The organism is Pradoshia sp. D12, from assembly GCF_008935075.1.
Classification (GTDB): Bacteria; Bacillota; Bacilli; order Bacillales; family Pradoshiaceae; genus Pradoshia.
In genome coordinates this window covers 2,711,988-2,736,509 of the sequence record NZ_CP044545.1, presented here as the reverse complement: position 1 = coordinate 2,736,509, position 24,522 = coordinate 2,711,988, and the positions used below count along the sequence as shown (strand labels likewise).

Below are 24,522 nucleotides of genomic sequence, written 5' to 3'. Positions count from 1 at the left end.
AATAGTGGATATGTATGAAAGAATAACCGAACTGTATGATAGAAAAAATGATATCGAGCTTGGTGGCGGATGGGATAAGATTGAAAAACAACACGAAAAAGGAAAATTGACAGCTAGAGAGAGAATCGATATTTTGATGGATGATAATAGCTTTGTTGAACTGAATGCTTTTGTTGAACATCGCAACAGAGACTTTGGTTTGGATCAAATAAAAGGGCCTGGCGATGGGGTTGTAACCGGCTATGGCAAAATTGATGGAAGGCCAGTTTATATTTTTTCTCAGGATTTTACCGTATTTGGCGGAGCGTTGGGTGAGATGCATGCCAAGAAAATATCATCCATTATGGATTTGGCTGCTAAAAACGGAGCTCCAATAATAGGATTAAATGATTCCGGCGGAGCGAGAATTCAGGAGGGTGTCACCTCGCTGGATGGATATGGCCAGGTTTTTTACCGCAATGTTATCTACTCGGGCGTTGTACCGCAAATATCAGTTATCATGGGCCCATGTGCAGGTGGTGCCGTGTATTCTCCAGCCATTACGGATTTCGTTTTTATGGTGGATCAAACAAGCCAAATGTTCATCACCGGTCCAAAAGTGATAGAAACCGTGACCGGAGAAAAAATTAGTTCAGAAGATTTAGGTGGAGCGAAAGTCCATAATTCTATTAGTGGAAATGCACATTTTGAAGGAAAAACTGAGGAAGAAACATTACGTTTGGTAAGGAAATTGCTTTCCTATCTGCCTTTAAATAATGAAGAAAAACCACCAGTAAGTGAATGGACTGAGCAAAATGATTATTGTCCTGATATTGCTGAATTGGTACCTTATGACGGTATCCGTCCTTATGATGTAAGAAAGGTTGTAAATGCAGTAGTCGATCAGGATTCCTTCTTTGAAATTCAAGAGAGTTTTGCTCGAAACCTAGTGATTGGTTTAGCTAGAATTAAAGGTGAGACAGTCGGTTTGGTATGTAATCAACCGAAATATATGGCGGGAGGACTCGATATCAATTCTTCTGATAAGGCGGCAAGATTTATCCGTTTCTGTGATTCATTTAATATCCCGATTATTACATTTGAGGATGTAACTGGATTTTTTCCGGGAATTAAACAGGAGCATGGAGGAATTATTCGGCATGGTGCAAAAATTTTGTATGCTTATTCGGAAGCAACCGTTCCAAAATTAACGGTGATTTTAAGAAAAGCATATGGGGGAGCATATGTAGCCTTAAACAGTAAATCGATTGGGGCTGATCTTGTCTATGCTTGGCCGAATGCTGAAATCGCTGTAATGGGGCCACAGGGTGCAGCCAATATCATTTTTGCTAAAGAAATTAACAATAGCTCTGATCCTGAAGCTGTACGCCAACAAAAAATTGAAGAATACCGCGTAAAATTTGCCAATCCATATATAGCGGCAAGTCAAGGGATGGTCGATGATGTTATCGATCCAAGAGAAACCCGAATTAAATTGGCACAGGCCTTAGAGATGCTTCGAACAAAAAAAGAATCAAGGCCGTCAAAAAAACATGGAAATATTCCGCTTTAATCTATTGAAGAGTCCTATAAAGGGCTCTTTTCTTGTAATCTATTTTTTTAATAAGGATTAATTGTATCTGATTATTATACAGCTGAATAAAAGACTTGTAATTCCTAAATGATACTAACCGTACACCTCATTCCCTGAAAAAGAGAATGGCTCAAAATTATTATTTGCAAAGGGAAAAACTGTCTGCCATATGTCAAGTGCCTGCTCTTTTCTTATGACAAAAACATCGGTATACTTATAAAGTAACTTATTCCTGATAGGAGGAAGACAATTGATTAATGAAGAGAGATTATTACAAGAATTCTTAGAATTAGTACAAATTGATTCTGAAACAAAAAATGAAGGACAAATAGCAAAAATCTTAAAAGATAAATTCAGTCTTCTCGGAGTAGACGTTTACGAGGACAATGCAAAGGAACTTACTGGCTTTGGAGCAGGCAACTTAATTTGTACGCTGCCTGGCACTAAAGAAGGTGTTGATACGATCTATTTTACATCCCATATGGATACGGTTGTTCCTGGTAACGGTGTCAAACCTTCCATTAAAGATGGTTATGTAGTAACTGATGGTACAACTATTCTTGGGGCAGATGATAAAACTGGTCTTTCCGTAATGCTGGAAGTTATCCGTGTATTAAAAGAAAACAATATTGAGCATGGCACAATCCAATTCATCATCACAGTTGGTGAAGAATCCGGCTTAGTTGGTGCAAAGGTATTGGATCGTTCTCTTATTAAAGCTACATATGGTTTTGCATTGGATAGTGATGAAGCGGTTGGTAACATTATTGTTGCAGCACCGACACAAGCTAAAGTACAGGCTGTTATTAAAGGTAAAACAGCGCATGCAGGAGTTGCGCCGGAAAAAGGTGTTTCTGCAATTACGATTGCGGCTAAAGCTATTGCCAAAATGCCGCTTGGACGAATTGACGAAGAAACAACTGCTAATATCGGTCGCTTTGAGGGTGGTACTCAAACAAATATCGTTTGTGATCACGTAGAAATTCTAGCTGAAGCACGCTCTTTGATTCCTGAGAAGATGGAAGCTCAAGTTGCGAAAATGAAAGATGCCTTCGAATCAACAGCTGCAGAAATGGGCGGTTCTGCTGAAGTAGAAGTAACGGTTATGTATCCTGGTTTTAAATATGATCATGGTGATCATGTAGTGGAAGTTGCTAAAAAAGCAGCCGTTAAAATCGGCCGTGAACCAAAACTTCAGCACAGCGGAGGAGGCAGTGATGCAAATGTCATTGCTGGACACGGCATTCCTACAGTTAATCTTGCGGTAGGATATGAGGATATCCATACTACAAGTGAAAAAATGCCAATTGCTGAGCTTAATAAGCTTGGTGAAATGGTACTTGCAATTATTGAAGAAGTAGCAAATCCATCTAAATAATAGTGTTCGTTCAAGGTGCCACTGGATTATTCCGGTGGCCATTTTACATAAAATTGTTTAGTGCCGGATAAACAGTGAATATAAGGGAATAAGAGGGTTTAAAGAGATGGAACAACGTCAAGTAAAAAAAGGCGGAAGAGTCATTTTACACGTGGATATGAATAGCTTCTACGCCTCAGTTGAAATGGCACATAATCCTGAATTGAAAGGCAAGCCATTGGCAATTGCCGGGAATGCAAAAGAAAGAAGAGGGATTATCGTGACATGCAGCTATGCAGCGCGTAAACATGGAGTGAAAACGACCATGCCTATTTGGCAGGCGCAGAAGCTTTGTCCCGGCCTTATCCTGATGGAACCTAATTTCGACCGGTACCGTGCTGCCTCTCAAGGTATTTTTGATTTGTTGCGGATGTATACACCGCTTGTAGAACCAGTTTCGATTGATGAAGGGTATTTGGATATTACCGATTATTGCGGGGAAAAATCACCAGTTGAAATAGCCCAGACCATTCAAAAAAGGATTATGGAGACGATGGATTTGCCTTGCAGTATAGGGATAGCTCCAAATAAGTTTTTGGCGAAAACAGCTTCAGATATGAAAAAGCCAATGGGAATTACAATTCTTAGAAAGCGTGAAGTCCAGGCTAAACTATGGCCCCTGCCGGTTGGAGAGATGCATGGAGTGGGCCAGAAAACAGCTGAAAAACTGTCATCAATAAACATTAAAACAATTGGTGATTTGGCTAATGCACATGAGGTTTCGCTTAAAAAGCTGCTTGGAATTAATGGGGTTCGATTAAGAGAAAGAGCTAATGGCATTGACAGACGTGTGGTAGATCCTGAGTCGATATATGATTTTAAAAGTGTCGGGAATTCAACCACATTACCAAGAGATGTAACAAACCAGCAGGAATTGTTCGAAGTCCTTCATCGTTTGAGTGAAAAAGTTTCTGCTCGGTTAAAGAAAAAGGAACTGCTGACTATAAAAGTTCAAATCATGATTCGTTATAAGGATCGAAAAACAGTAACACGAGGTAAAACCCTTCAAAATCCTATTCATAAGGCTGAAGATCTATATAGCCATGCACGAGATCTTTTTTCAAAGCATTGGAATGGAAATCCAGTTAGGCTATTAGGGGTAACAGCAAATGAAGTAGTTGAACAGCAGGAAGCAATTAAGCAATTGGACATTTTTTCTTTTGATCAGGATGAAAAAGAAGTGAAATTGGATACGACTGTGGAAAAGCTAACTAAAAAGTTTGGGGATAAAATTATCCGAAAAGGGATAGAAATAGATAACAATAAAGTGGATGCTAATACCAGTTTTAGCAAGGACTTCTTAAAACGTCCCAAACCTAGGAATGACAAGGGAAACTAATTCGTAGCACTTGCGAAAATAGTGTAAAATTGCTAAAGTTAATACGATTTAATATAGCGAATAAATCAATGAAAGGAATGTTTACAGATGGAAAAACAACAAATCGGTGTAATCGGTCTTGCCGTAATGGGTAAGAATTTAGCATTTAATATTGAAAGCCGTGGATATTCCGTTTCAGTATATAATCGTTCATCCGAAAAAACAGATGCTATGATGAAAGAGGCAGAAGGCAGAAATGTTCATCCTACCTATTCAATCGAAGAATTTGTAAACTCATTGGAAACGCCGCGTAAAATCTTAATCATGGTTAAAGCGGGTGCAGCAACTGATGCAACTATTGCCCAATTAACTCCTTATCTTGATAAAGGGGATATCCTGATTGATGGCGGTAACACGTTCTTTAAAGATACGCAACGCCGTAATGAAGAACTAAGCAAGCAAGGATTCCATTTTATTGGGACAGGTGTATCCGGCGGTGAAGAGGGAGCACTGAAAGGCCCTTCTATTATGCCTGGAGGACAAAAGGAAGCATACGAGCTTGTAGCTCCCATTTTAAAAGCTATTTCCGCTAAAGTTGGCGATGATGCTTGTTGTACATATATTGGGCCGGATGGGGCTGGCCATTATGTGAAGATGGTTCACAATGGAATTGAATACGGAGATATGCAATTGATTTCCGAATCCTATGCTTTATTACGCCATATTTTAGGGCTTAATGCTGATGAACTTCATGGTGTATTCTCAGAATGGAATAAAGGTGAACTTGATAGCTATCTAATCGAAATTACTGCTGACATCTTTACGAAAAAAGATGATGAGACCGGTAAGCCGATGGTAGATGTAATCCTTGATAAAGCAGGACAAAAAGGAACTGGAAAGTGGACAAGTCAAAGTGCACTGGATCTTGGTGTTCCACTGCCAATCATTACTGAGTCTGTATTTGCGCGTTTCTTATCCGCATTGAAAGAAGAACGGGTGGAAGCCTCTAAAGTTTTAACAGGTCCTGAGGTTAAACCATTTGCCGGAGATAAAGCAGCGTTTATCGAATCAATTCGAAAAGCTTTATATTTGAGCAAAATTTGTTCATATGCTCAAGGCTTTGCTCAAATGAAAGCTGCATCTGACGAATACAATTGGGATCTTCAGTATGGTGATATTGCGATGATCTTCCGGGGCGGATGCATCATTCGTGCACAATTCCTTCAAAAGATTAAAGATGCTTATGATCGCAATCCTAACCTTAAGAATCTTCTTTTGGACGATTATTTCAAGGAAATTGCATTAAGCTATCAGGAAGCGTTGCGTGAAGTAATTGTTGCAGCTGTTCAAGCTGGTATTCCGGTACCATGCTTTACAGCAGCATTGTCCTACTATGACAGCTACCGTGCAGAAACATTGCCTGCAAATCTATTACAGGCACAACGTGACTACTTTGGAGCTCACACATACGAGCGTGTAGATAAAGAAGGTATTTTCCATACTGAATGGATGGAATCTAAATAATATCAATAAAGCAGCTTAAAGACCTTGTACTTTAAGCTGCTTTTTTTATGTATAATCATGGGAATGAAATCCATACTAGTTAATAGATTTTAGTATATCTAAGTGACAGAAAAGTCATAATAGTTTTAGAATGATTTGACACCACTTAAGCTGCTGGCATATACTGTAAACAATAAAAGGTAAAGGACTGATATTGGGACGATGAGAATCTAATCTTGTTTTATGCGATGTTTTTAAATAAAACAGAAGCCTGAAAATTGGATTAGTGTGCCCATAACACGTTCTTTCATTGAATAGAGTATAAATAAAGGATTCAGCTGCCATAGCTGTATTCATATTTGTATACCTCTGTTGATAAATGATGTTCACACCCCAATAGGCTTCTGTTGGGGTTTTTAGTTGTCAATTTTAAGAGGTGAGAATGAATATGCTAAGTCTGAAGGAAATACAAAAAAGCTATGGTGAAAGAACGATTTTAAAGAATATAAATATGATTATAGAATCTGGGGATAGAATTGGGCTGATTGGCTATAACGGGACAGGGAAAACAACATTAGCCAATATTATGACAGGAGCAATTCAAGCGGATAAAGGGAGTATTAGTTTTGGGAAAGATCATGTCAGTATAGGCTATCTGCGGCAGTCAATTGACTATTCAGCCAGTATCTTTCAATCCATGATGGAGTCTGGGGCTGAGGCAGGAATGTTTGAGCTGACGAGTCAGCTTGGATTGGAAGGATCACAGCTATGGAATCAAGAACGTTTGGACCATTTAAGCGGGGGAGAACGGCTAAAACTTGCACTCGCGCATATTTGGTCAACCAAACCTGATTTATTAATTCTGGATGAACCAACCAATCATTTAGACTTGGATGGGATTCTTTGGCTGGTAGAGGAGCTTGCATCCTATAAAGGTGCGGCAATTATCATCTCCCATGATCGATACTTTCTGGACCAGGCTGTCAGACGTATATACGAAATCGAGGATGGCATGGCGCTTGAGTTTACTGGTAACTACAGTGCTTATAAGAAACAAAAAGAAGAAAACAGAAGAATTCATAAACATCAATATGATCAACAACAGAAAGAAATCAAACGGGTAGAAGCGCAAATGGATCAATTGAAAAATTGGTCAGAAAAGGCACACCGTGATTCAACGAAACATGGAACAGCCTCTGAAAGAAAGTTAATGGGTAAAAAAGAATATTACCGAGTTAAGGCCAAGAAGATGGATATACAGGTTAAGTCTAAGCAAAAAAGGCTGGAAGCAGAACTTACAAAAAAAAGAATAGAAAAGCCTGCTGATGAAGTAAAGATTGAATTTGATTTTCAGGCAGCGGACAAGCGTGGTAAACGGATAGTGGAGGCAAAAGATTTAAAAAAGCAATATAGAGATCATACAGTTTTCCAAAGCAGTTATTTTTATATAAAACATGGGGAGTCAATTGGCGTCGTTGGTCCTAATGGCGCGGGGAAAACAACGCTAATTCGGATGATTCTAGATCAAGAGCCAATCAGCGGGGGAGAATTATGGAAAAGTCCGACTCTGAAAATCGGCTATTTAAGTCAGGATGTTGGTGATCTGCCGGTTCATAAGAAACCAATTGAAGCTCTTGAACTTTATGACAGGTATTCGATATTTAGGGCGAAAACGTATTTGGCTAATCTCGGAATTACAGCAAGACAAGTAGACGAACCGATTTCCTCTTTATCGATGGGGCAGCGTACAAAAATCAAGCTAGTTCAAATGCTGATGGAAGGCTATGATTTGTTGATACTGGATGAACCGACTAATCATCTTGATTTGCCGAGCAGAGAACAATTGGAGGAGACTCTCTCTACCTTTGCCGGGACCTTGTTAATTATATCGCATGATCAATATTTAATTGAACGTTTGTGTAACAAGCTGTTGGTTATTGATGAAAAGATTATTAACCGCGTTGAAAGCAACAATCGAAAGCCAGTCAGACAAATAAAAGCAATGAATAAGAATATCGAAGAAGAACTTATGGTCGTAGAGACAAAACTAGCTGCAGTCTTAAGTCAATTGAGTTTATTAACACCCGGCGATTCTAAGTACAGTGCATTGGATGAAGAGTTTAAACAATTAATTGAGCAGAAGACTATGCTGAATAGAACCGGAAATTAGGTATAAATTTTGATTAAAGTTAATCGGACCATATTGCATACTACTTGTAATATGGTCTTTTTTTGGAAAGCCATCATTTTTTTAGTATCGTTTGCGAGACGTGCCTAATCATGAGGCTATAATTTGATATTCATAAAAAATAAAAGAAACTACAAAGAGACGATCATTTGTATCGACCCCAAAAGTTAGTTTTTTACTCTAACTTTTTGGGGTCATTACGACTTGGTCGTCTCTTTTACATTTATCAGCGTACTTATTTATTTGTTTAAGATGCCAATTTTCTGCCGTAATACCAGTATGTCAGCATCCCCAAGATATACGCAATAATATCCCATGCATCACCGGTACTCGTTTTTATAAATAGAGGAGTTATGACCTCCCAACAGATTCCACAAAATAAACCGGCAACCAGGAAGTGATGGATCTTTGTTAGCTGAAACGTAGTCCAGTTACTTAGAGACAGAACAAAGTTCAGGTATGCTGCAAAGGAGATGCCTCCTAGGTAGTCATTGAAATGACATCGCAGCAGATATCCGAGGACAGGAATTTGTACATCCGCTTTAATTAATTCATTTACTTGAAAAAGGATTAGCGGCACAATGAAAAATAACAGATCCTTTTTTTGTCTCTTATTTAACCGCATATTGAGAAGAGAACCAATGCGACTATGATTGCGAAAACAGTTGACCAGAAACCCATAAGGCAGTCTCCTTTACATGATAAATTAAGGGGGTTCAATTTTTTTATTGATTTTCTACAAACTCATATTCAGAAACTCTATAACTACATATGTACACCTTAGAATGCTACATAGACTGGATGACCTAGTTCAAAATTATATTCATCCTAAGAGAAAATATGCAGTGTCGTTTCAAGATTTTTTTCTAATGCAGGGAATGTATATCTTTCATATTCTGAGATCGTAAGTACAGAGTCCGTCAGTTTGACCGTTGAGATTTCTGTACTTATCGCGTTAATAGCATATCATCCACAAGGAGAGAAAAAATATCCGCTAACTCTTTATACATGACAACTGACACCTCATCTTTCCTATGATTATACTAAAAATACTACAACTATCTAATACCCTATTGTCGCTTAGAATAATCCGCTTTCATTATTCTAGAAAAATATATTATTTTATTAGAATGATAATTATCTATAAATAGAGGCTTGTTTTTTAGATAATTTAAGCTGGGTATTTTCATCCAAAAAGAGAGAATAAAATGAAATAAAATCCACTTCCTTTTATGTAGAGATGGCTATATTTTGGATTTTGTGACTCAAAGAATATTTTCAGTATAAATTATTATAATATATCAAGAATCTTTTGAAATTAAAAAAAGTTTCATGTATAGTTTAAATGTAGTAGAGATATACATGATGCTATAAAAAGTTGATAGGGCAGAGGAAATGTAAGGGTTTTAGTAAGTTTATTGATTTGTTATTTAGAACGATGAATCTCTTAAAAATTACTTTTCGGGTTTAATATATAGGAATATCAAATTCTATGTTTCTAACTGTTAATAAATCTGGAATCTTACAAGTTATAGAATTCATCGCCCTGATTTATGATCCACACATTAATCTGCCAATTAATTTAATGACGATTAGGAGGATGAACAATGGGAAGATTACAAGATCAAGTAGCCATTATTACAGGTGGAGCGAATGGTATAGGCAAATCAATTGCGACACGCTATGCGGAAGAAGGGGCAAAGCTGGTAATTGCCGATTTCAATGAAGAAGCATTGCAGGCTACTGTCAATGAATTTAAATCGCAAGATGTTGAGATAATGGGTGTAAAAGTAAATGTGGCAGTTGAAGAAGATGTTCAAAAAATGGTAGAAGAAACCGTAGCCACATTTGGCCGCGTAGATATTTTAGTTAACTGTGCAGGTGTATTAGATAAAATGCAGGCCGCTCATAATGTAGAAGATTCAGTTTGGAGCCGCGTAATGGATATTAATGTTGGCGGTGTAATGCGCGGTACACGTAAAGTATTGCCATACTTCCAGGCTCAGGGCAGCGGCGTGATCGTGAATCTTTCCTCCATTGCAGGTTTAACTGGTGGACGTGGCGGATTTACGTATACTGCGGCTAAACATGCAGTTACAGGCATGACTAAAAATATTGCATCTCATTATGGCCCGCAAGGGATTCGTTGCAATGGAATCGCACCGGCCCAAGTTGAGACTGGGTTAACCAGTTCAGTGGATGGTATGGATATGGAAGGATTACAATATGCAACGCGTGGTGTTAGTTTAATGCCTCGTGCTGCTAAGCCACAAGAAATTGCAGACATTGCCCTTTTCTTGGCAAGCAATGAATCTTCCTATATTAATGGTGTAGTATTGGCAGCGGATGCAGGATGGTCTGCTTACTAATCAGATTAAAAAATGAATAGGTTTGAAAAAAGGAATCCATTTGGATTCTTTTTTTATTACTATCTAGCATTTCTATATGGGTTTTCTATTAAAATTCAACATGGATCATAGTGGGGGAGAAAGGGATACAGGGAGAAAAGTGTATTTAATAAGTAGTTCATGGCAAAGTCAAAACAGTGCAATTGTCCTGAAAGTTAAGGAATTTTTATTCCTGATACTGGTGATTAATTGCGGATATTCTAAACACGAATCTACCAATAAGAAATCATTAAAATTAGTAAAATAGGGAACCAAATGGGTTCCCTTGTTTTGCTTATTACTATGAGTCTTGAACTAACAACTAGCATAAAATAAGAAATCTTAAACTAATTGTACCTCATCACCTATCCGGATTTTTCCGGTTTTAAGAACGGAGGCATATACACCGAAACAATTCTGACGAGTTCTATTAATAAATTTTAATAGAGAAGGATCCTTTTCGCTGTTTTCGGGATTAATGGTAATAATCATGCATCTTTCACAATGTCGGTTAACTTGTATTTCAACCGATTCACCAATCAAAAGACGTCTTCCGAACCAGGTATCTTCTATATATGGTTGCTTTTCAGTTAGATCGAGGACCAAGTTAGGGCGAAACCGTTTATAGTCTATCAGACTTCCATACTGCTTTTTTAATTCTAGAAGAGAAGCATCTGTTACGAGCAATAAATGTTCCACCTCAATTGCGCCTAGTGGCACATCATTCGGGGTGAATTGTACAGGAGTAATACTCCTGTTTGCTGCCGTTTCTAGGTCCTTAATCAATCCAGGGTGATTCCACGTTACTCTTTTTCCTGATGGCGTGACTACTTCGATGGGTGGATAGGTATCCAAGCTGTCAGGACCCATAAAGGATGCTTGGTAACTTGCCATGATTGGAGCCTGAGTGATGGTCAGAAATTTATTTGTACGGCTATTGTCTATATAAGCATGACTGCGATCCCCATAAAGACCATAGGGCATTACATTAGATTCCTGAACATGTTCACCTGTAAAGGATTTAACAGGGTGGCGCATAATTGCTTTCACGTGCCCGATTAACATAGCAACCCGCCTTTATTTATATTTCTTTTTGAACTTCTCGATACTGGTATTTGAACCAATCAGTAAAAAGTCGTCTCCTTCTTGTAATTTGAGATCCGCAAAATGCGATAATATTGGCTGTCCATTACGAAGGACTAAGGACACTGTAATATCGAATTTTCTTGAAAAATTCAATTCGTTCAATGACTTTCCATGCATCGTTTCAGGTACTTGCATTTCAATTGCAGAAATATCCTTCGTGATTTCAATATATTCAATGACACCTGTTAATAATTCCTGACGTGCCACTTTCCGACCAGCTTCTTCCTCTGGAAGGATAATACGATCGGCACCAAGGCTTTTTAAAATTTCCCCGATTTCTCGATTGTTAGCCTTGGCGATGATTTTTTTTGCTTTTCTTTCTTTCAGTTTTTTTGTAATTAAAATGGCCGAAAAGGCATCAGAGCCAATTGCAACAAAGACCGCATTGAATTGATCGATTTTCAGTTCATCGAGTACAAGCGGATCACGAAAGTCACCGACAATCGCATGAGTCGAATATTCATCTAAGGACTCGAGATTTTTTTCACTGCGATCTGTAACGATTACTTCACAATGTTGTTTGTATAATTCTTTTACGATGCCAGTACCAAATCTTCCTGCTCCAATGACTAGATATGATTTCATGAAAAATGTCCCCTTTTTAGCCTACTGCTAAGTCTTCTTTTAAATATCTTGTTTTAACTTTTTCTACTTTAAAAATAGTATAAATGAAACTGAATACACCTATTCGGCCGATAATCATCAGCATGATTAAAATGGATTTTGAAACAGGTGTTAATTCAGATGTAATTCCAAATGATAAGCCTGTATTTGTCAGGGCAGATAACACCTCAAACATCAATGGCTCCAATGGCTGCGTTTGTAACATGGTTAATAAAATCGTAGAACCAAAAAACAATGCCATAAAAGTAAAGAAAACCATAAAGGATTTATCAACTGCTTCCTGAGCAATGGTTTTTTTATAGATAACAACCTCTTTTTGTGATTTCGCTACAGATAATACCTTTGATAATAGTACTGCAAAGGTGGTCAATCGTATACCGCCTCCTGTACTGGAGGAAGCTCCCCCTATAAACATAAATAGGGTCAAACATAAAAAGGTAGTGATTGTTACTTGTGAGACATCAATCGTTGAAAGCCCACCATTTCTTGCTGTCGCCGAAAAAAACAATGAATTCGATAGTTTTTCCCAAATGGAAAGTCCGCTAAACGTATTATTTGTTTCCAAAAAGAAAAATATAGCCATACCGATAAATAGTAGGAGAAAATGAAGTCTTATATTAATCTTTGTAAACAAACTTTTCTTCCTTCTAAAAGATAAGAAGTACTCTACCAATGTCGGATAGCCAAGACTTCCTAAGAAGATTGTTATAGCCGTTGTTATTAGGAAAAGATGATTATGTTTAAATGAAATCAGGCTATCACCGAATAAATCAAATCCGGAATTAGTGAAGCTTGCTACTGCATGAAAGGCAGACACGAATGCCGCATCCCAAAAATCATCATATCGGGGTCGTATCTCCCCTAATAATATAAAGAAACAAATCGTTTCTACTAATAAGGCAATGACTAAAACCGAAATTCCAAGAGATGTAATGGAACTTAGTTTTGACTGGTTTTGGTCCTTGGATAAAAGAAGCATACTTGATACCGTAATCTTCTTGTCCATCACGACAAACAGGTAACTGATTAATACAACAATCCCGATTCCGCCAAGCTGCATTTCCACCATTAAGATGGATTGTCCCACCCTGGTTAATTCTGTTCCTACGTCTATTGTAGTAAGTCCTGTTACGCTTAAGGCGCTTGTGGACAGAAATAGAGAATCCATTATAGAAAACCCGATGGAATTGGACTGGGGTATCCATAACAAAAAGGCAAATAAAATGATAAAACCTATGTATAGGAAGAATATTTGCCGGAATGAGTGGATTGAAGATTTGCTCTGCTGCATATTTATTTAATCTCCATTTCTTCTTTGTAAAGTTAGTGTATTGATTCATAATATAACCCGTTTGCTGTAAAAGCCAATATCATCGTACTATATCTCATAATAAAACACCAAATAACATTTTTTCGTGTTCACTAAACAGTTTTTTATCCTATCACAATTTATACGAATTTAAAACAGTAAATTAAACTTATAGGATTACGTTTATGACAGAAAATCAACCCGTAAAAAAAAATACTAGTTAACTAGACAAATAGATGGCGATTTTTCTAAAGAACTGAATATAAATAAGTGAGGACTTAATGGGAGGGGAACCATTATGGACAATATCCAAAATTTATATGAGCGTTATAAAAAAGGCGAGAAATTTGCTAAGCCCTTTAGCCAAAAGCAAGTGGGGAAGCTAAGTGCAAAAGATCCAACAGAACTGGCATCCAATAACAAAGTGGTTCAGGATATGCTAAAGAAGTATTCACAACAGTTCCAAAATAATAGACATTTTATATGAGCATCTGTATTAAACTTTGACCTTATTACTATATGAATAAGGGCATTTTTTTTGTAAACAAATAAAACCCCTTTAATTAGGGGTTTTGGCAAAGGGCCATTCTTCTTTTTCAACCATAAGTGCATACTCAATATTTTCAGCTTGATACATTAGGGCATAATGTAAAAATAAGATATTTTGTTTATCAATAACATCAAATTGAGAAGAGTAGCTGGACAATATGGTCACCTTATCAGTTCCGCGATAGTTGAAATGGAAAACAAGTCTGTTTTTCTTTATTTTCACAAGGGGAGCCTCCCAGTTTAACACTTCTGGATCGCCGGTTTCTTTTGAAAGTATGGCATATTCCCGTTCGACTCCGATAAGCTGATGTAAATCCTTGGTTTCGCATTCAAAGGCAATATTATATCGTTGTTTATAACTGATTTTAAAGTCCTCCAAAAAGTAATCAAGTGCGGAAAAATAATTCACCTCCATCGTTTCTTCATCAAGGAATGTGAACAACTTTCCGATGCTTGCATCTGAATACATGGCTGACAGAAGGGTTGCTTTTGAGCTTTGCAATTCTATAAAGGCAACTGCAGCCGTTTCTTTATCCTCCACCTCAAATTCCATTTGAAATAGCTTGAAACGTTTGAGCTGCCTCGTTGTACTAGGAATAATTAAAAATAAAATGATCCAGACTGATAATAAGAAGATTCCCTTCAATATGGTAAGCAGAAAGGTGGAGGAAATCAGTGGTTTAATTACATATTCCGTCCACCATGTAGGAGGAACAGCAGTTGAAATAGGAAGCGGTTTCACATCACCCCATAACAATTGATATAGTGTCCAGCCGATGATGAAGAGCAGCCCGCTATAATAAATAAAAGTCAGTATATCGTTTATTAGGTCTTTGATTGATGAAAGGAACTGTTTGAGGACTTCTGCAATCCGACTCACGAAATAGTCACCTCTTCACATTTTACAGGAAAGACCATAAATGTATATGTAAAGAGGTGGAGAAATAGAATAGGTAATTAAGTTTTAATCCATTTTTAAAATGGGTGTCTTATATCCAACCGTATGAATATTATTCAGCTTGACTTTATGGTTGGCATTTTTAATTGCGATATCTCCAATCTTTGATTCAGCCTGTACATTTGATATAGTTGCTTTTGCTACACCTTTACCAATATCGATGGCAGTTGGAGCTGAGTTTTTTATGGAAATAGTACTTAAACGAATGTCATCGGTATGCTGCCTGCCGCCAACTATTTTTATATCCGTACCCGCAGTTTGGAAATTTTCTATTGTTATATTTGCCAGTGTGATATGACGAGATTTATATTGAATGGAAACCATTGGATTCCTTTGATAATCATAATTCGAATCTCCGAGCAGAGTGAAATGGTTAATAACCACATTTTGATAGGCTGATACGACTAGACACCTTGGAGTCGAGCCTTCATAAAGATCTGTGAAAATGGGTGCAATTGCAACGATATTCGTCGCTGTTATATTAAAGGCAGATTTAGACTGTGGCTCTGATTCGAGATGGTGGCCTATGTGCCGGAAGTTATAGGAACGATTATCATGGATAGATATATGTCCGATAATATGAACATTGGAAGCAGCTGATGCAGTACCATGCGCCTTTATTTCAACCCCTCCAAAGCACCTGGTTGAAGAATTATTAATCAGCCAAACATCGTCAGATCCGTCATCTACCTCAAACCCATTTGAATTGGAGAATCCCTTCATGTGAGCTCTGCCGCTTGGATCACACATATGGCTGTTTGTAATCAGAATATGGCTGCTATGATGTGTTGTTATTCCATCATCTCCAAATCCATAGCCAGAAAGATGATCTAACCATATATATTGGCTCGGCCATCTCGAACGTGTGCCATCGCCCAAATATGTATAGTAGGCAGCTGAAACATCAAAACAGTGTAAACCTGCATTACGGGCTACAACATCCTTCACCCATCCATAAGTAACATGAGCATATGTTAAACAGCTCGAACGGTTATTACCGGAACTAGTTCGATCGCTCTGTGGAAGCCTTTCTACATTCCAGTCAAGTGTCATCCCCTGTACGAGAATATGATGATTACCACGGATTGGACTAGAGTTTGTAATAAGAATAGCTTTCTTTGGTGTTTCATTGGCTAATTTAAGAACCGTTTTATCTTTACCTTCTCCTATCAGACATGTGTAGGAGGGGAGCTTTAGTCCCTTAACAATAAAAACACCTTCCGGAATATAAACCATTCGCTTACCTTTACCAAGAGCAGCCTCAAACGCTTTAGTATTGTCTGTTATCCCATCACCAACAGCACCATAGTCGGTTACATTGATCTGTTCCTGGATCTTTTGATTTAAATGCTGATACTCTTCATCTAATTTCTTTTTCCATGCTGGAAAAGGGTGACCGTTCAAGATTGTGAAATCAGCTGGATTTTTTAGCTCAGGCTGTCTGCTTGTTGTCAATAAGAGACGGGGAAATGCATATTTTAAATCCCTTAGTGGCTTCCGATTAGGCATGGAAAGAGGGGAAAACTTATTTAATTTTTCATTAAGCAATGAAAACGTCTCTTTTACCAGACTTGCTGGAGTTTGGTTTGAGGGAAGCCATCTAGATAAGAGAATTTCATTTTTATTTGGATCATGATTTTTCGATAAGTACAACATACTGGAGTTTCACTCCTCACGTGAATGATAAATGGATGTTATTGTATTCCCTTACTAGATGTAAATTAATCGTAATGAAAATGTAATATCGTTTGTAGGTATCTTAGCATATTATATGGGTATAAAATATAAGAATCATATGTAGAAACAACTAGAGGAATCATGCTTGAAAGAAGGAGACTGCGATTGAGGAAGTTATTTAAAACTGAAGTAGGAAGTTGGATTATCTCTATCGCATTTGCAATCGTCTTAGCTTATCTTGTAAAAACATTTATCATTTCCTTTTTTATAGTTGAAGGAGCCTCAATGGAACCAACACTTTATAATAATGAAAAAGTCTTGGTCAATAAGTTAGCGGCGTATAGCGGTTCAGTTGATCGTCAGGATATAGTAGTCATTCGAGATGATGGAAAAGATAAATACTATATAAAGCGGATTATAGGGTTACCTGGAGAAAAGGTTGAATATAAGAATGACTCGCTTTATATAAACGGCAAGCAAAAAGATGAGCCATATCTGCCTGATGAACAAGGAGAAGTTGATTTACTGAAAATGAATAAAACAGGTGACTTTGATCCATTGAAAGTTCCTAATGATCATTATTTTGTGATGGGAGATAATCGGTTGAACAGCAGGGATAGCCGTAATGGATTGGGCTACATAGATGAAGATGATATAGTCGGTACATGTGAATATGTCATTCTCCCATTTGAATACGCACGTAAAACAGATTGATAAAATTGCATCTCCACATGGTGTGGAAAAGGTGAATGGCTCTTGAGCCATTCACCTTTCCGTTTTTAAATATTGCGTTTATAGGTTTCTTTTGTCAGCACCGGGAATTGATCCACAGGAGCATCGAGTTTTTGTACATTGAAAACCTCTCCATATTTCTCAAGTTCATTGGCTATTTGATCCTGCAACTCTCTGGTCGGAACCTCCACGTTGTATTTAGTACCTTCATGCAAAAGCCTTGGCTCCGTTTCAAAATAAACATAGTACATGGGAAATTCCTCCAAATCATCATTTGGTTATTGTATTCCCTTTTTGAAGTTAACAAAACAATTTTTACATTATAGACCAATAATCTGATATAAATATAGATCCATATAGTCTATCTTTTGATCGTTGCTTTTTGTCTCAATCGTTCCTTCGAAAATGGATTTTCCGTCTTCGAAATTAAAGATGCTTATATAAGGTTTGTTTTTTTCTCCTCTATAAGTGAGAATCATTTTGTTGTGATATACATTTATATTGTGATCAAACATTTCTGAGTTCACTTGGATTTTATGATCCTTTGTGATTTTTTGTTTCTCAAAATCATACGTAACCATAGCGACTATTTTCTTTCCGTTCTCATCTTTAATAGCGGAAACATATAATGAAGTTTGATCATAAGCTATATTAAAACTAGAACCATCTTCTTGTAATAGCTGTTTCGTTAAATCACTCGGAAGGGTCAACCTATCTAATTTCTTTGTTTTATAGTTGTACACATATAAGTCACGGCTAACAGTTTGACTGTTTTCATCTGTATGGATAGTCTTATCTATCTGAAATGTAAAATGAGTACGAGCTTGCGTCGGGTTAGTATCTGTTAAACTGGTTATATAAATATCTTGCTGATCCGTTGATTGTTCAGTTGTCAAAATCGAATTATCGTCAATTAGTTTTTCCTTTTTAAGGTTAATCGTATATTCCTGAAGTATTTCTGTCCCATCTTTCGAATTACTGCGTGTCATGACAAATAATTCATTCGTGGAGATTTGGACATCAAGGATTTCAATAAAAGATGAATATTCCTGATTGGGCAGGTTTACTTCAAAAGAGGTTGTATCCTCTGTTTTCTTATTGAGCTGATCAATTTTTAAACTGAAATTATGCATTCCATGTCTGGTAGAAAAATCATACTTGGAGTCGACAAAAATGACTTGATTTGTGTCATTGTACAACTGGTTACTATAAATTTTTCCTCTCATAAAGGAAGAATACTGATTTGCTAAATCTTTCAATTCCGCTGTTTCTAAATATTTTTCCCCGTAGTCCACCTGCTCAAAAAAAGGTAATTCAGATCGATAAGTGGCCCCCTCTTTCGTTACATTAAACGTTTCTGTGAATCCACCTACTTGATAATCTGCTTCCAATGATAAGGTGTCTAAGATTTTAGCATCTCCATTTATTTGTTTGACGTAAAAATCAGGGAGGGTGGAGGAAGAAAAGGCCTGATTTATATAAAATACTGATATGGATAGCACAGCAACAAGCAGGATCAGAATAGAATTTCGATATTTTTTCATATGTTTCCTCTCCTTACACAGTTATTTTCTTATTTAATAAATAGCGGCTTAATAAAATGGAGATAATGCCTAAAATACTGGCTGTAACGCTTACAATGATGATTTGCTCAGATGTATAAATGTAATTACCTATTTCTAATAATTCGATTAATATAATAGGTGCTGATAATACAGCTATAACACCTACACAGTATAGGATGGCAAGAATGATTCCTTTCCATTTAAAGCTGCGCTCAAGCAATATGGCCGTGAATAGGATGCTCAAAGCAATAAATCCTGCACCATAATATAAAACGAATTCTGTGAAGGTAGATGGGAGAATAACCGTAATAAATTGAGATCCCTTGATTAAGCTGCCAATCGATACCTCATGTAAATAATCCGCTGATATAAACCATTTCAAAATTTTTGATTCAATTAGAAGGAGTATCAATTGGATAGATACTAGTGAGAGTACAAGTAGCATTATAGCTGTTAATTTCGAAAAATAAATATTCATTCTTGATGTAGGAATCATTAATAAACGATAGATAAAGGATCCTTTACCTGACCAGTCACGGTACCAAATTAGAAAGATATATAAGAAGATGGCACCTGCACATAAGGCAATCGGACCATTAAACCAAATAGAATTCACATAATTGTCCATGCCATAATAACCAAATTCTTCAATAAAGACTTCTATAGGGACACCATTCGTTAATGATTTATTAGCGTCACTCATGTAGATGTTAGCTTCAATGATTAACCCGGCAACTTGTATAATAAAAACAGTAATAATCAATCCAAATAAAATTTTTGTAAATCGATTTAACTCCATATTCACAAGCTTAAAAAAGCGATTCATCCTCTATACACCTCTCTCATTACATCTACGACAGACTTACCTTCGTTATTTCGAACTTCTTCTGCATTAAATTCTTTATAAACGACTCCGTCATTTAACAAAACAACTTTATCAATGAGGTGCTCAATATCGTTGATTTCATGGGTTGTGATGATAACACCGCGGTCTTCAATCAGGTGGCTTGTAAAGACATCTGCTATTTGTTCACGGCTGAAAATATCGATACCGGAGAATGGTTCATCCATAAGAACATAATCAACATCCAGAGCCAATCCCAATAACAAATTCACTTTCGCGGTATTTCCTTTAGATAATGTTGAAATCCGTATGTTTTCATCCAATTTGAAAAAGCTCAATAATTCATCGGCGCGATCTTGGTTCCAACTCTCATAAAAATCATTCATAAAATCCATTGCCTGCATAATGGTGAAGTTCGAAAGCATCGTGAACGTATCTGGAATAAATGTGATTTTCTCATACGTATCCTTCGTTCTTTTAGTTCCGTTTATAAGAATTTCTCCACCATCAATAGGAGTAAGGCCCATGATGGATTTCATAATCGTTGTTTTACCTACACCGTTTATACCGATTAAACACGTGATTTCCCCTTTGTTGGCTGTGAATGATACATCATCCAATACGTTTTTTCTTCCAAATTTTTTCGTTACATTTTTTACTTCTAACATGAAATCCCCTCCTTACTCTTGTTCCGCATTATATTTTTCTTTGACAATACTCAACAGTTCATCTACTGGTAATTGAATCGGTTTAATTGCCTGAACAAAGGTATCAACGGCTTCAACAATGAGTTCCTGACGAACGCTTGACAATATGACCTTGTCGGTTGTGACCCGGCTTGGGAAATTTCTTTCTGTGTGAATCAATCCCTGTTCCTCCATTTCCTTATACGCTTTTTGAGCAGTATTGGGGTTTATTTTTAGAAGATTGGCAAGCTCACGTCGAGAAGGAATCTCCTCTCCGCTTGCAAGCCGACCGGTCGCTATTTGTTCTTTGAAGTAACGGACAACTTGTAAATATACAGGATCCCGGTTATTAAAGATGATGTTCATTAATTCATCTCCTATGGCTTTTTAACCAATTATTAGTGTGTGTACTATGTAGTTCATACACTTGATATGTGTACTATACAGTTAATACACTAAAACTGTCAATAGGATAGTAAAAAATTCCCTGAAATAGTTTTAAAACGTGTAATTATTTAAGAAGGGTCATGGCAAAATAATAAGGATTCTCTGGGGAAGGAGTTTACTTGTTATGCATAATACAGGCCTGGTTCTAGAGGGTGGCGGAATGAGAGGGCTATATACAGCTGGAGTTCTGAGGTATTTGATGGAACAGGATATATATGTGCCATATACAATTGGTGTTTCAGCTGGTGCATGTAATGGCTCTTCTTATATTGCACGGCAAATAGACCGTAATTATGCGGCGAATATCGATTATGTCTCACACCCGGAATACCTATCCTATAAACGTTTTCTGAAGAAACGTGAATTATTTGGAATGGACTTTATTTTTGATAAAATTCCAAATGAACTGGTCCCATTTGATATAAAGGCTTTTTGTGAAGCAAAGGAACAGTTTGTCGTGGGTGTTACAGATTGCGTAACAGGCGAACCTGTATACTATAGAAAAGAGCACCTAATAAAAGATATTACAACGATTCTGCGCGCATCCAGTTCGATTCCTTTTTTTGCTCCGGAAATCTCTTATGATGGAAGAATGCTGCTGGATGGCGGTGTTGCCGATCCAATACCGATACAAAAATCTCAAGCAGACGGGAATACGAAAAATATCGTTGTGCTTACTGGGAATAAAGGCTATATGAAAGCATCGTCGCTTGATTGGCTTGGAAAAAGAAAATATAAGAACTATCAAGGGCTGCTAAAGGCTCTTCGCAAACGGCATATCGTTTACAATGACACGATCCGCTATTTGGAGGAACAAGAAGAAAAGGGACTTGTCGTCATTATTCGTCCATTAGTGAAATCAGATGTCAGCCGTGTTGAGCGTAACCCTAAAAAGCTGAAAAAGCTGTACAATCAAGGATATGCTGAAGCCAAGGCTGCTTATGGAAAAATCAAACGGTTATTATAATAAAAACCCATCACTTAAATGGTGATGGGTTAACGTTTAGTATGAAATTAGGCTAATTCTGATTGTAAGTAATTCCAGATTAACTGGGCAGTATGTTCAATAGAGCTGATATGGGTTCTTTCAAAAGCATGTGAAGCATCAATGCCGGGTCCAATTAATCCGTGTATGATATCATAGCCGGCACGGATGGCAGCAGAAGCATCAGATCCGTAAAAAGGATATATATCTACACGGTAATCAATCTTGTGTTGCTTTGCCAATTCGACTAAATGCTGACGCAGGCCATAATGATAGGGTCCGCTAGAATCTTTTGCACAAATGGAAACACTGTATTCATCCGTAGATTGTCCTTCTCCAATTGCTCCCATATCTACAGCCAGGTATTCAACAGTTTCAGCAGGAATGTTGGAGTTTCCGCCATAGCCTATTTCTTCATTATTTGAAATTAAGAAGTGGGTCGTATAGGGGAGAGTGATGCCTTCTTCTTTTAACTGTTTAATGATATACATCAGTATGCCGACACTCGCTTTATCATCTAAATGACGGGATTTAATAAATCCATTGTCTGTCAGTTCAACACGGGGCTCGAAGGAAACAAAATCACCTACAGAAATACCTAGACCTTCTGTATCCGTCTTGCTTTTTGTCACAGCATCAATTCGAACTTCAATCGTTGCATCCTCGCGTTTAATATCTCCCATTTTCTGATAAACATGGACAGAAGTTTGATTTAAAAGAATCGTCCCTGTAAACGTTTTACCTTCAGCTGTATGGATTTTACAATATTCGCCTTCAACAGAATTCCAACGAAATCCGCCGATCATCGATAATTTTAAACGCCCGCTTGGTTTGATTTCTTTCACCATAGCACCTAATGTATCTACATGGGCTGTTAGAAAACGGTGCTTTGAATCATCCTGTCCCTTGATTGTTGCCAATAGGGCACCTTTATTTGTTTTTACTGCAGGTATTCCTTGAGATTGTAAAAACTGTGCTACATGATCAATTACTTCCGTTGTATAGCCGCTCGGACTTGGAATGGATACAAGGTCTTTTATGTACTGGAAAATTTCCTGGCCATTGGCTTTCATGGTTCCGAATCACTCCTTTTTATGTATAGATTTATTATATACCTTTGTTAAAAAGTTGGACAATAAAGGCAGAAATAACTTGCTTTTTTAGCAGTAGGACTGTAAATTTATAGTTAAATAAATATTCTGAAAAATCTTATCAAGAGAGATGGAGGGACAGGCCCTGTGAAGTCTCAGCAACCGCCAATATGGAAAGGTGCTAATTCCTGCAGGAACAATCATTCCTGGCCGATAAGAAGGGACTCACTCTAATGAAAAGTCTTCTTCTTGAAGACTTTTTTCGTTTTTAAGCATATTTTTATTCACTGGGAAAATGAGTGGATGTAAGTAATTCGTAACTTTGATGGCAAATTAGAGCCGGATGAAGGTAAATCAGAGTAACTGTATTTCGGGGATTAATAAAGAGAGAGGGGTCATACATATGACAACAGTTAAAATCGAAACACTCTTAGCTCAAATAGGCAATCGAAGTGAAACACAAACAGGTACTGTTAATCCGCCAGTTTATTTTTCCACAGCCTATCGCCATAACGGAATAGGGGAATCAACAGGGTTTGATTACATAAGAACAGGAAACCCAACCAGAAAATTATTAGAGGAAGCAATTGCCGAGCTAGAGGGTGGTAAACAGGGATTTGCCTTTAGTTCAGGTATGGCTGCCATTCACTCATTGCTATGTTTATTTTCTCCAGGTGATGAAATAGCCGTCTCTGCCGATCTGTATGGAGGGACATATCGGTTATTTGAGCAAATATGGAAGACGTATGGCATCAAATTTAACTATTGCCATACATATGAAGATTTCGCTGAATCCATTACGGAAAATACGAAGGCCTTCTTTATAGAAACACCGACAAATCCGCTTATGCAGGAAATGGATATTAAAGAAATTGCTCAACTGACCCAATCTAACAATCTACTGCTCCTTGTAGATAATACGTTTTATACACCCATTTTGCAAAGACCGATTGAGCAGGGAGCAGATATTGTTGTCCACAGTGCCACCAAATATTTAGCAGGACATAATGATGTATTGGCTGGATTAATTGTCTCAAAGAGTAAAGAGGTTGGTGCGCGCCTAGAAGAATATCAAAATGCAACAGGCGCTGTACTGCCGCCATTTGACTCCTGGCTTGTGATGAGGGGAATGAAAACATTGAGCCTAAGGATGAGGCAGCATGAGGAAAATGCTAAGATAATCAGCCGATTTTTAAGAGAAAGAGAAGAAGTGACAGATGTCCTTTATCCTGGTAAAGGGGGGATGATATCGTTCCGGCTGAAATCAGAGGAATGGATCAATCCATTTTTAAAAAGCCTTCGCATCATATCTTTTGCTGAAAGTCTGGGTGGAGTAGAAAGTTTAATGACGTACCCTGCTACACAAACACATGCGGATATCCCTGAGGAAGTGCGTACACAAAATGGAGTCTGTAATTGTTTGCTGCGCTATTCTGTTGGGATAGAGCATGCGAATGATTTGATTGATGATCTTATTCAAGCTTTTGAATCATTATCGGTTTAGGTTATTAGAAATTTGAACT

The 24,522-nt window shown here is 37.4% G+C and carries 22 protein-coding genes and 1 riboswitch; of the genes, 10 read left to right on the top strand and 12 right to left on the bottom strand.

Annotated elements, in window-relative coordinates; translation table 11 throughout:
- The first annotated feature begins 1 nt into the window (after window position 1).
- The 5 genes from F7984_RS13090 (at window position 2) to abc-f (ending at window position 7,981) form a co-directional block, all read left to right on the top strand.
- Window positions 2-1,552 carry an acyl-CoA carboxylase subunit beta gene (locus F7984_RS13090; RefSeq protein WP_181162045.1) on the top strand — a complete coding sequence of 517 codons (1,551 nt, stop codon included), beginning with the start codon at window positions 2-4 and terminating at the stop codon, window positions 1,550-1,552.
- A gap of 271 nt (window positions 1,553-1,823) precedes the next feature.
- Entirely contained in the window at window positions 1,824-2,951 is a 1,128-nt protein-coding gene (locus F7984_RS13085; RefSeq protein ID WP_140462043.1) for a M20/M25/M40 family metallo-hydrolase, read from the top strand.
- 106 nt (window positions 2,952-3,057) lie between these two features.
- Complete coding sequence (locus F7984_RS13080; protein WP_140462044.1) at window positions 3,058-4,329, top strand: DNA polymerase IV; 1,272 nt, start codon at window positions 3,058-3,060, stop codon at window positions 4,327-4,329.
- A gap of 87 nt (window positions 4,330-4,416) precedes the next feature.
- On the top strand, window positions 4,417-5,832 hold the full coding sequence (gene gndA / locus F7984_RS13075; protein ID WP_066104849.1) for an NADP-dependent phosphogluconate dehydrogenase: 1,416 nt from the start codon (window positions 4,417-4,419) through the stop codon (window positions 5,830-5,832).
- A 421-nt stretch (window positions 5,833-6,253) separates the two neighbouring features.
- Window positions 6,254-7,981 (top strand): ribosomal protection-like ABC-F family protein, encoded by a 1,728-nt coding sequence (gene abc-f / locus F7984_RS13070; RefSeq protein ID WP_140462045.1) that lies wholly within the window; start codon window positions 6,254-6,256, stop codon window positions 7,979-7,981.
- Window positions 7,982-8,246: 265 nt separating this feature from the next.
- Here the strand turns inward: abc-f and F7984_RS19120 are convergent, their stop codons facing one another.
- Complete coding sequence (locus F7984_RS19120; protein ID WP_192796809.1) at window positions 8,247-8,624, bottom strand: hypothetical protein; 378 nt, start codon at window positions 8,622-8,624, stop codon at window positions 8,247-8,249.
- A 982-nt stretch (window positions 8,625-9,606) separates the two neighbouring features.
- Between F7984_RS19120 and F7984_RS13065 the strand changes: the two genes are divergently transcribed.
- Window positions 9,607-10,368 carry a glucose 1-dehydrogenase gene (locus F7984_RS13065; protein ID WP_140462046.1) on the top strand — a complete coding sequence of 254 codons (762 nt, stop codon included), beginning with the start codon at window positions 9,607-9,609 and terminating at the stop codon, window positions 10,366-10,368.
- A 360-nt stretch (window positions 10,369-10,728) separates the two neighbouring features.
- Here the strand turns inward: F7984_RS13065 and F7984_RS13060 are convergent, their stop codons facing one another.
- The 3 genes from F7984_RS13060 to F7984_RS13050 are packed head-to-tail and all read right to left on the bottom strand — an operon-like array spanning window position 10,729 to window position 13,447.
- On the bottom strand, window positions 10,729-11,451 hold the full coding sequence (locus tag F7984_RS13060; RefSeq protein ID WP_066104834.1) for an MOSC domain-containing protein: 723 nt from the start codon (window positions 11,449-11,451) through the stop codon (window positions 10,729-10,731).
- A gap of 12 nt (window positions 11,452-11,463) precedes the next feature.
- A complete protein-coding gene (locus tag F7984_RS13055) occupies window positions 11,464-12,117 on the bottom strand; it encodes a potassium channel family protein (protein WP_066104829.1) in 654 nt (217 codons plus the stop codon).
- A gap of 16 nt (window positions 12,118-12,133) precedes the next feature.
- Window positions 12,134-13,447: a TrkH family potassium uptake protein gene (locus tag F7984_RS13050; RefSeq protein ID WP_066104823.1), complete on the bottom strand. Its 1,314-nt coding sequence runs from the start codon at window positions 13,445-13,447 to the stop codon at window positions 12,134-12,136.
- 316 nt (window positions 13,448-13,763) lie between these two features.
- Here F7984_RS13050 and F7984_RS13045 point away from each other — a divergent pair, with 316 nt between their 5' ends.
- The gene (locus tag F7984_RS13045; protein ID WP_066104817.1) at window positions 13,764-13,952 is read left to right on the top strand and encodes a hypothetical protein; all 189 of its coding nucleotides are present in this window, start codon (window positions 13,764-13,766) and stop codon (window positions 13,950-13,952) included.
- Between the two features lie 72 nt (window positions 13,953-14,024).
- Here F7984_RS13045 and F7984_RS13040 read toward each other — a convergent pair whose 3' ends face one another.
- Window positions 14,025-14,894 carry a hypothetical protein gene (locus tag F7984_RS13040; protein WP_066104814.1) on the bottom strand — a complete coding sequence of 290 codons (870 nt, stop codon included), beginning with the start codon at window positions 14,892-14,894 and terminating at the stop codon, window positions 14,025-14,027.
- A gap of 84 nt (window positions 14,895-14,978) precedes the next feature.
- Window positions 14,979-16,628, bottom strand: a complete 1,650-nt coding sequence (locus F7984_RS13035; protein WP_139892452.1) for a glycosyl hydrolase family 28-related protein — start codon at window positions 16,626-16,628, stop codon at window positions 14,979-14,981.
- Between the two features lie 186 nt (window positions 16,629-16,814).
- Between F7984_RS13035 and lepB the strand changes: the two genes are divergently transcribed.
- Window positions 16,815-17,363, top strand: coding sequence for a signal peptidase I (lepB, locus tag F7984_RS13030; RefSeq protein ID WP_225983602.1), 549 nt, complete (start codon window positions 16,815-16,817; stop codon window positions 17,361-17,363).
- 65 nt (window positions 17,364-17,428) lie between these two features.
- On the opposite strand, the gene F7984_RS13025 is transcribed toward lepB, so the two are convergent.
- The 5 genes from F7984_RS13025 to F7984_RS13005 all read right to left on the bottom strand — a co-directional run bounded on the left by F7984_RS13025 (window position 17,429) and on the right by F7984_RS13005 (window position 20,842).
- Complete coding sequence (locus F7984_RS13025; RefSeq protein WP_140462048.1) at window positions 17,429-17,632, bottom strand: hypothetical protein; 204 nt, start codon at window positions 17,630-17,632, stop codon at window positions 17,429-17,431.
- Between the two features lie 69 nt (window positions 17,633-17,701).
- Window positions 17,702-18,925, bottom strand: coding sequence for a hypothetical protein (locus tag F7984_RS13020; RefSeq protein WP_139892450.1), 1,224 nt, complete (start codon window positions 18,923-18,925; stop codon window positions 17,702-17,704).
- A 13-nt stretch (window positions 18,926-18,938) separates the two neighbouring features.
- Window positions 18,939-19,772 carry a hypothetical protein gene (locus F7984_RS13015; RefSeq protein WP_140462049.1) on the bottom strand — a complete coding sequence of 278 codons (834 nt, stop codon included), beginning with the start codon at window positions 19,770-19,772 and terminating at the stop codon, window positions 18,939-18,941.
- Window positions 19,769-20,458, bottom strand: a complete 690-nt coding sequence (locus F7984_RS13010) for an ABC transporter ATP-binding protein (protein WP_066104796.1) — start codon at window positions 20,456-20,458, stop codon at window positions 19,769-19,771. Before F7984_RS13010 ends, F7984_RS13015 begins: the two co-directional genes overlap by 4 nt.
- Window positions 20,459-20,470: 12 nt before the next feature.
- Entirely contained in the window at window positions 20,471-20,842 is a 372-nt protein-coding gene (locus tag F7984_RS13005) for a GntR family transcriptional regulator (RefSeq protein WP_066104793.1), read from the bottom strand.
- 205 nt (window positions 20,843-21,047) lie between these two features.
- On the opposite strand from F7984_RS13005, the gene F7984_RS13000 reads away from it, so the two are divergent.
- Window positions 21,048-21,890 (top strand): patatin-like phospholipase family protein, encoded by an 843-nt coding sequence (locus tag F7984_RS13000; RefSeq protein WP_066104791.1) that lies wholly within the window; start codon window positions 21,048-21,050, stop codon window positions 21,888-21,890.
- 47 nt (window positions 21,891-21,937) lie between these two features.
- Here the strand turns inward: F7984_RS13000 and F7984_RS12995 are convergent, their stop codons facing one another.
- Window positions 21,938-22,981 (bottom strand): M42 family metallopeptidase, encoded by a 1,044-nt coding sequence (locus tag F7984_RS12995; RefSeq protein ID WP_066104788.1) that lies wholly within the window; start codon window positions 22,979-22,981, stop codon window positions 21,938-21,940.
- Between the two features lie 133 nt (window positions 22,982-23,114).
- A riboswitch (SAM riboswitch) is annotated at window positions 23,115-23,219 on the top strand.
- 183 nt (window positions 23,220-23,402) lie between these two features.
- On the opposite strand from F7984_RS12995, the gene F7984_RS12990 reads away from it, so the two are divergent.
- Complete coding sequence (locus tag F7984_RS12990) at window positions 23,403-24,503, top strand: methionine biosynthesis PLP-dependent protein (protein ID WP_066104782.1); 1,101 nt, start codon at window positions 23,403-23,405, stop codon at window positions 24,501-24,503.
- Window positions 24,504-24,522 lie beyond the last annotated feature (19 nt).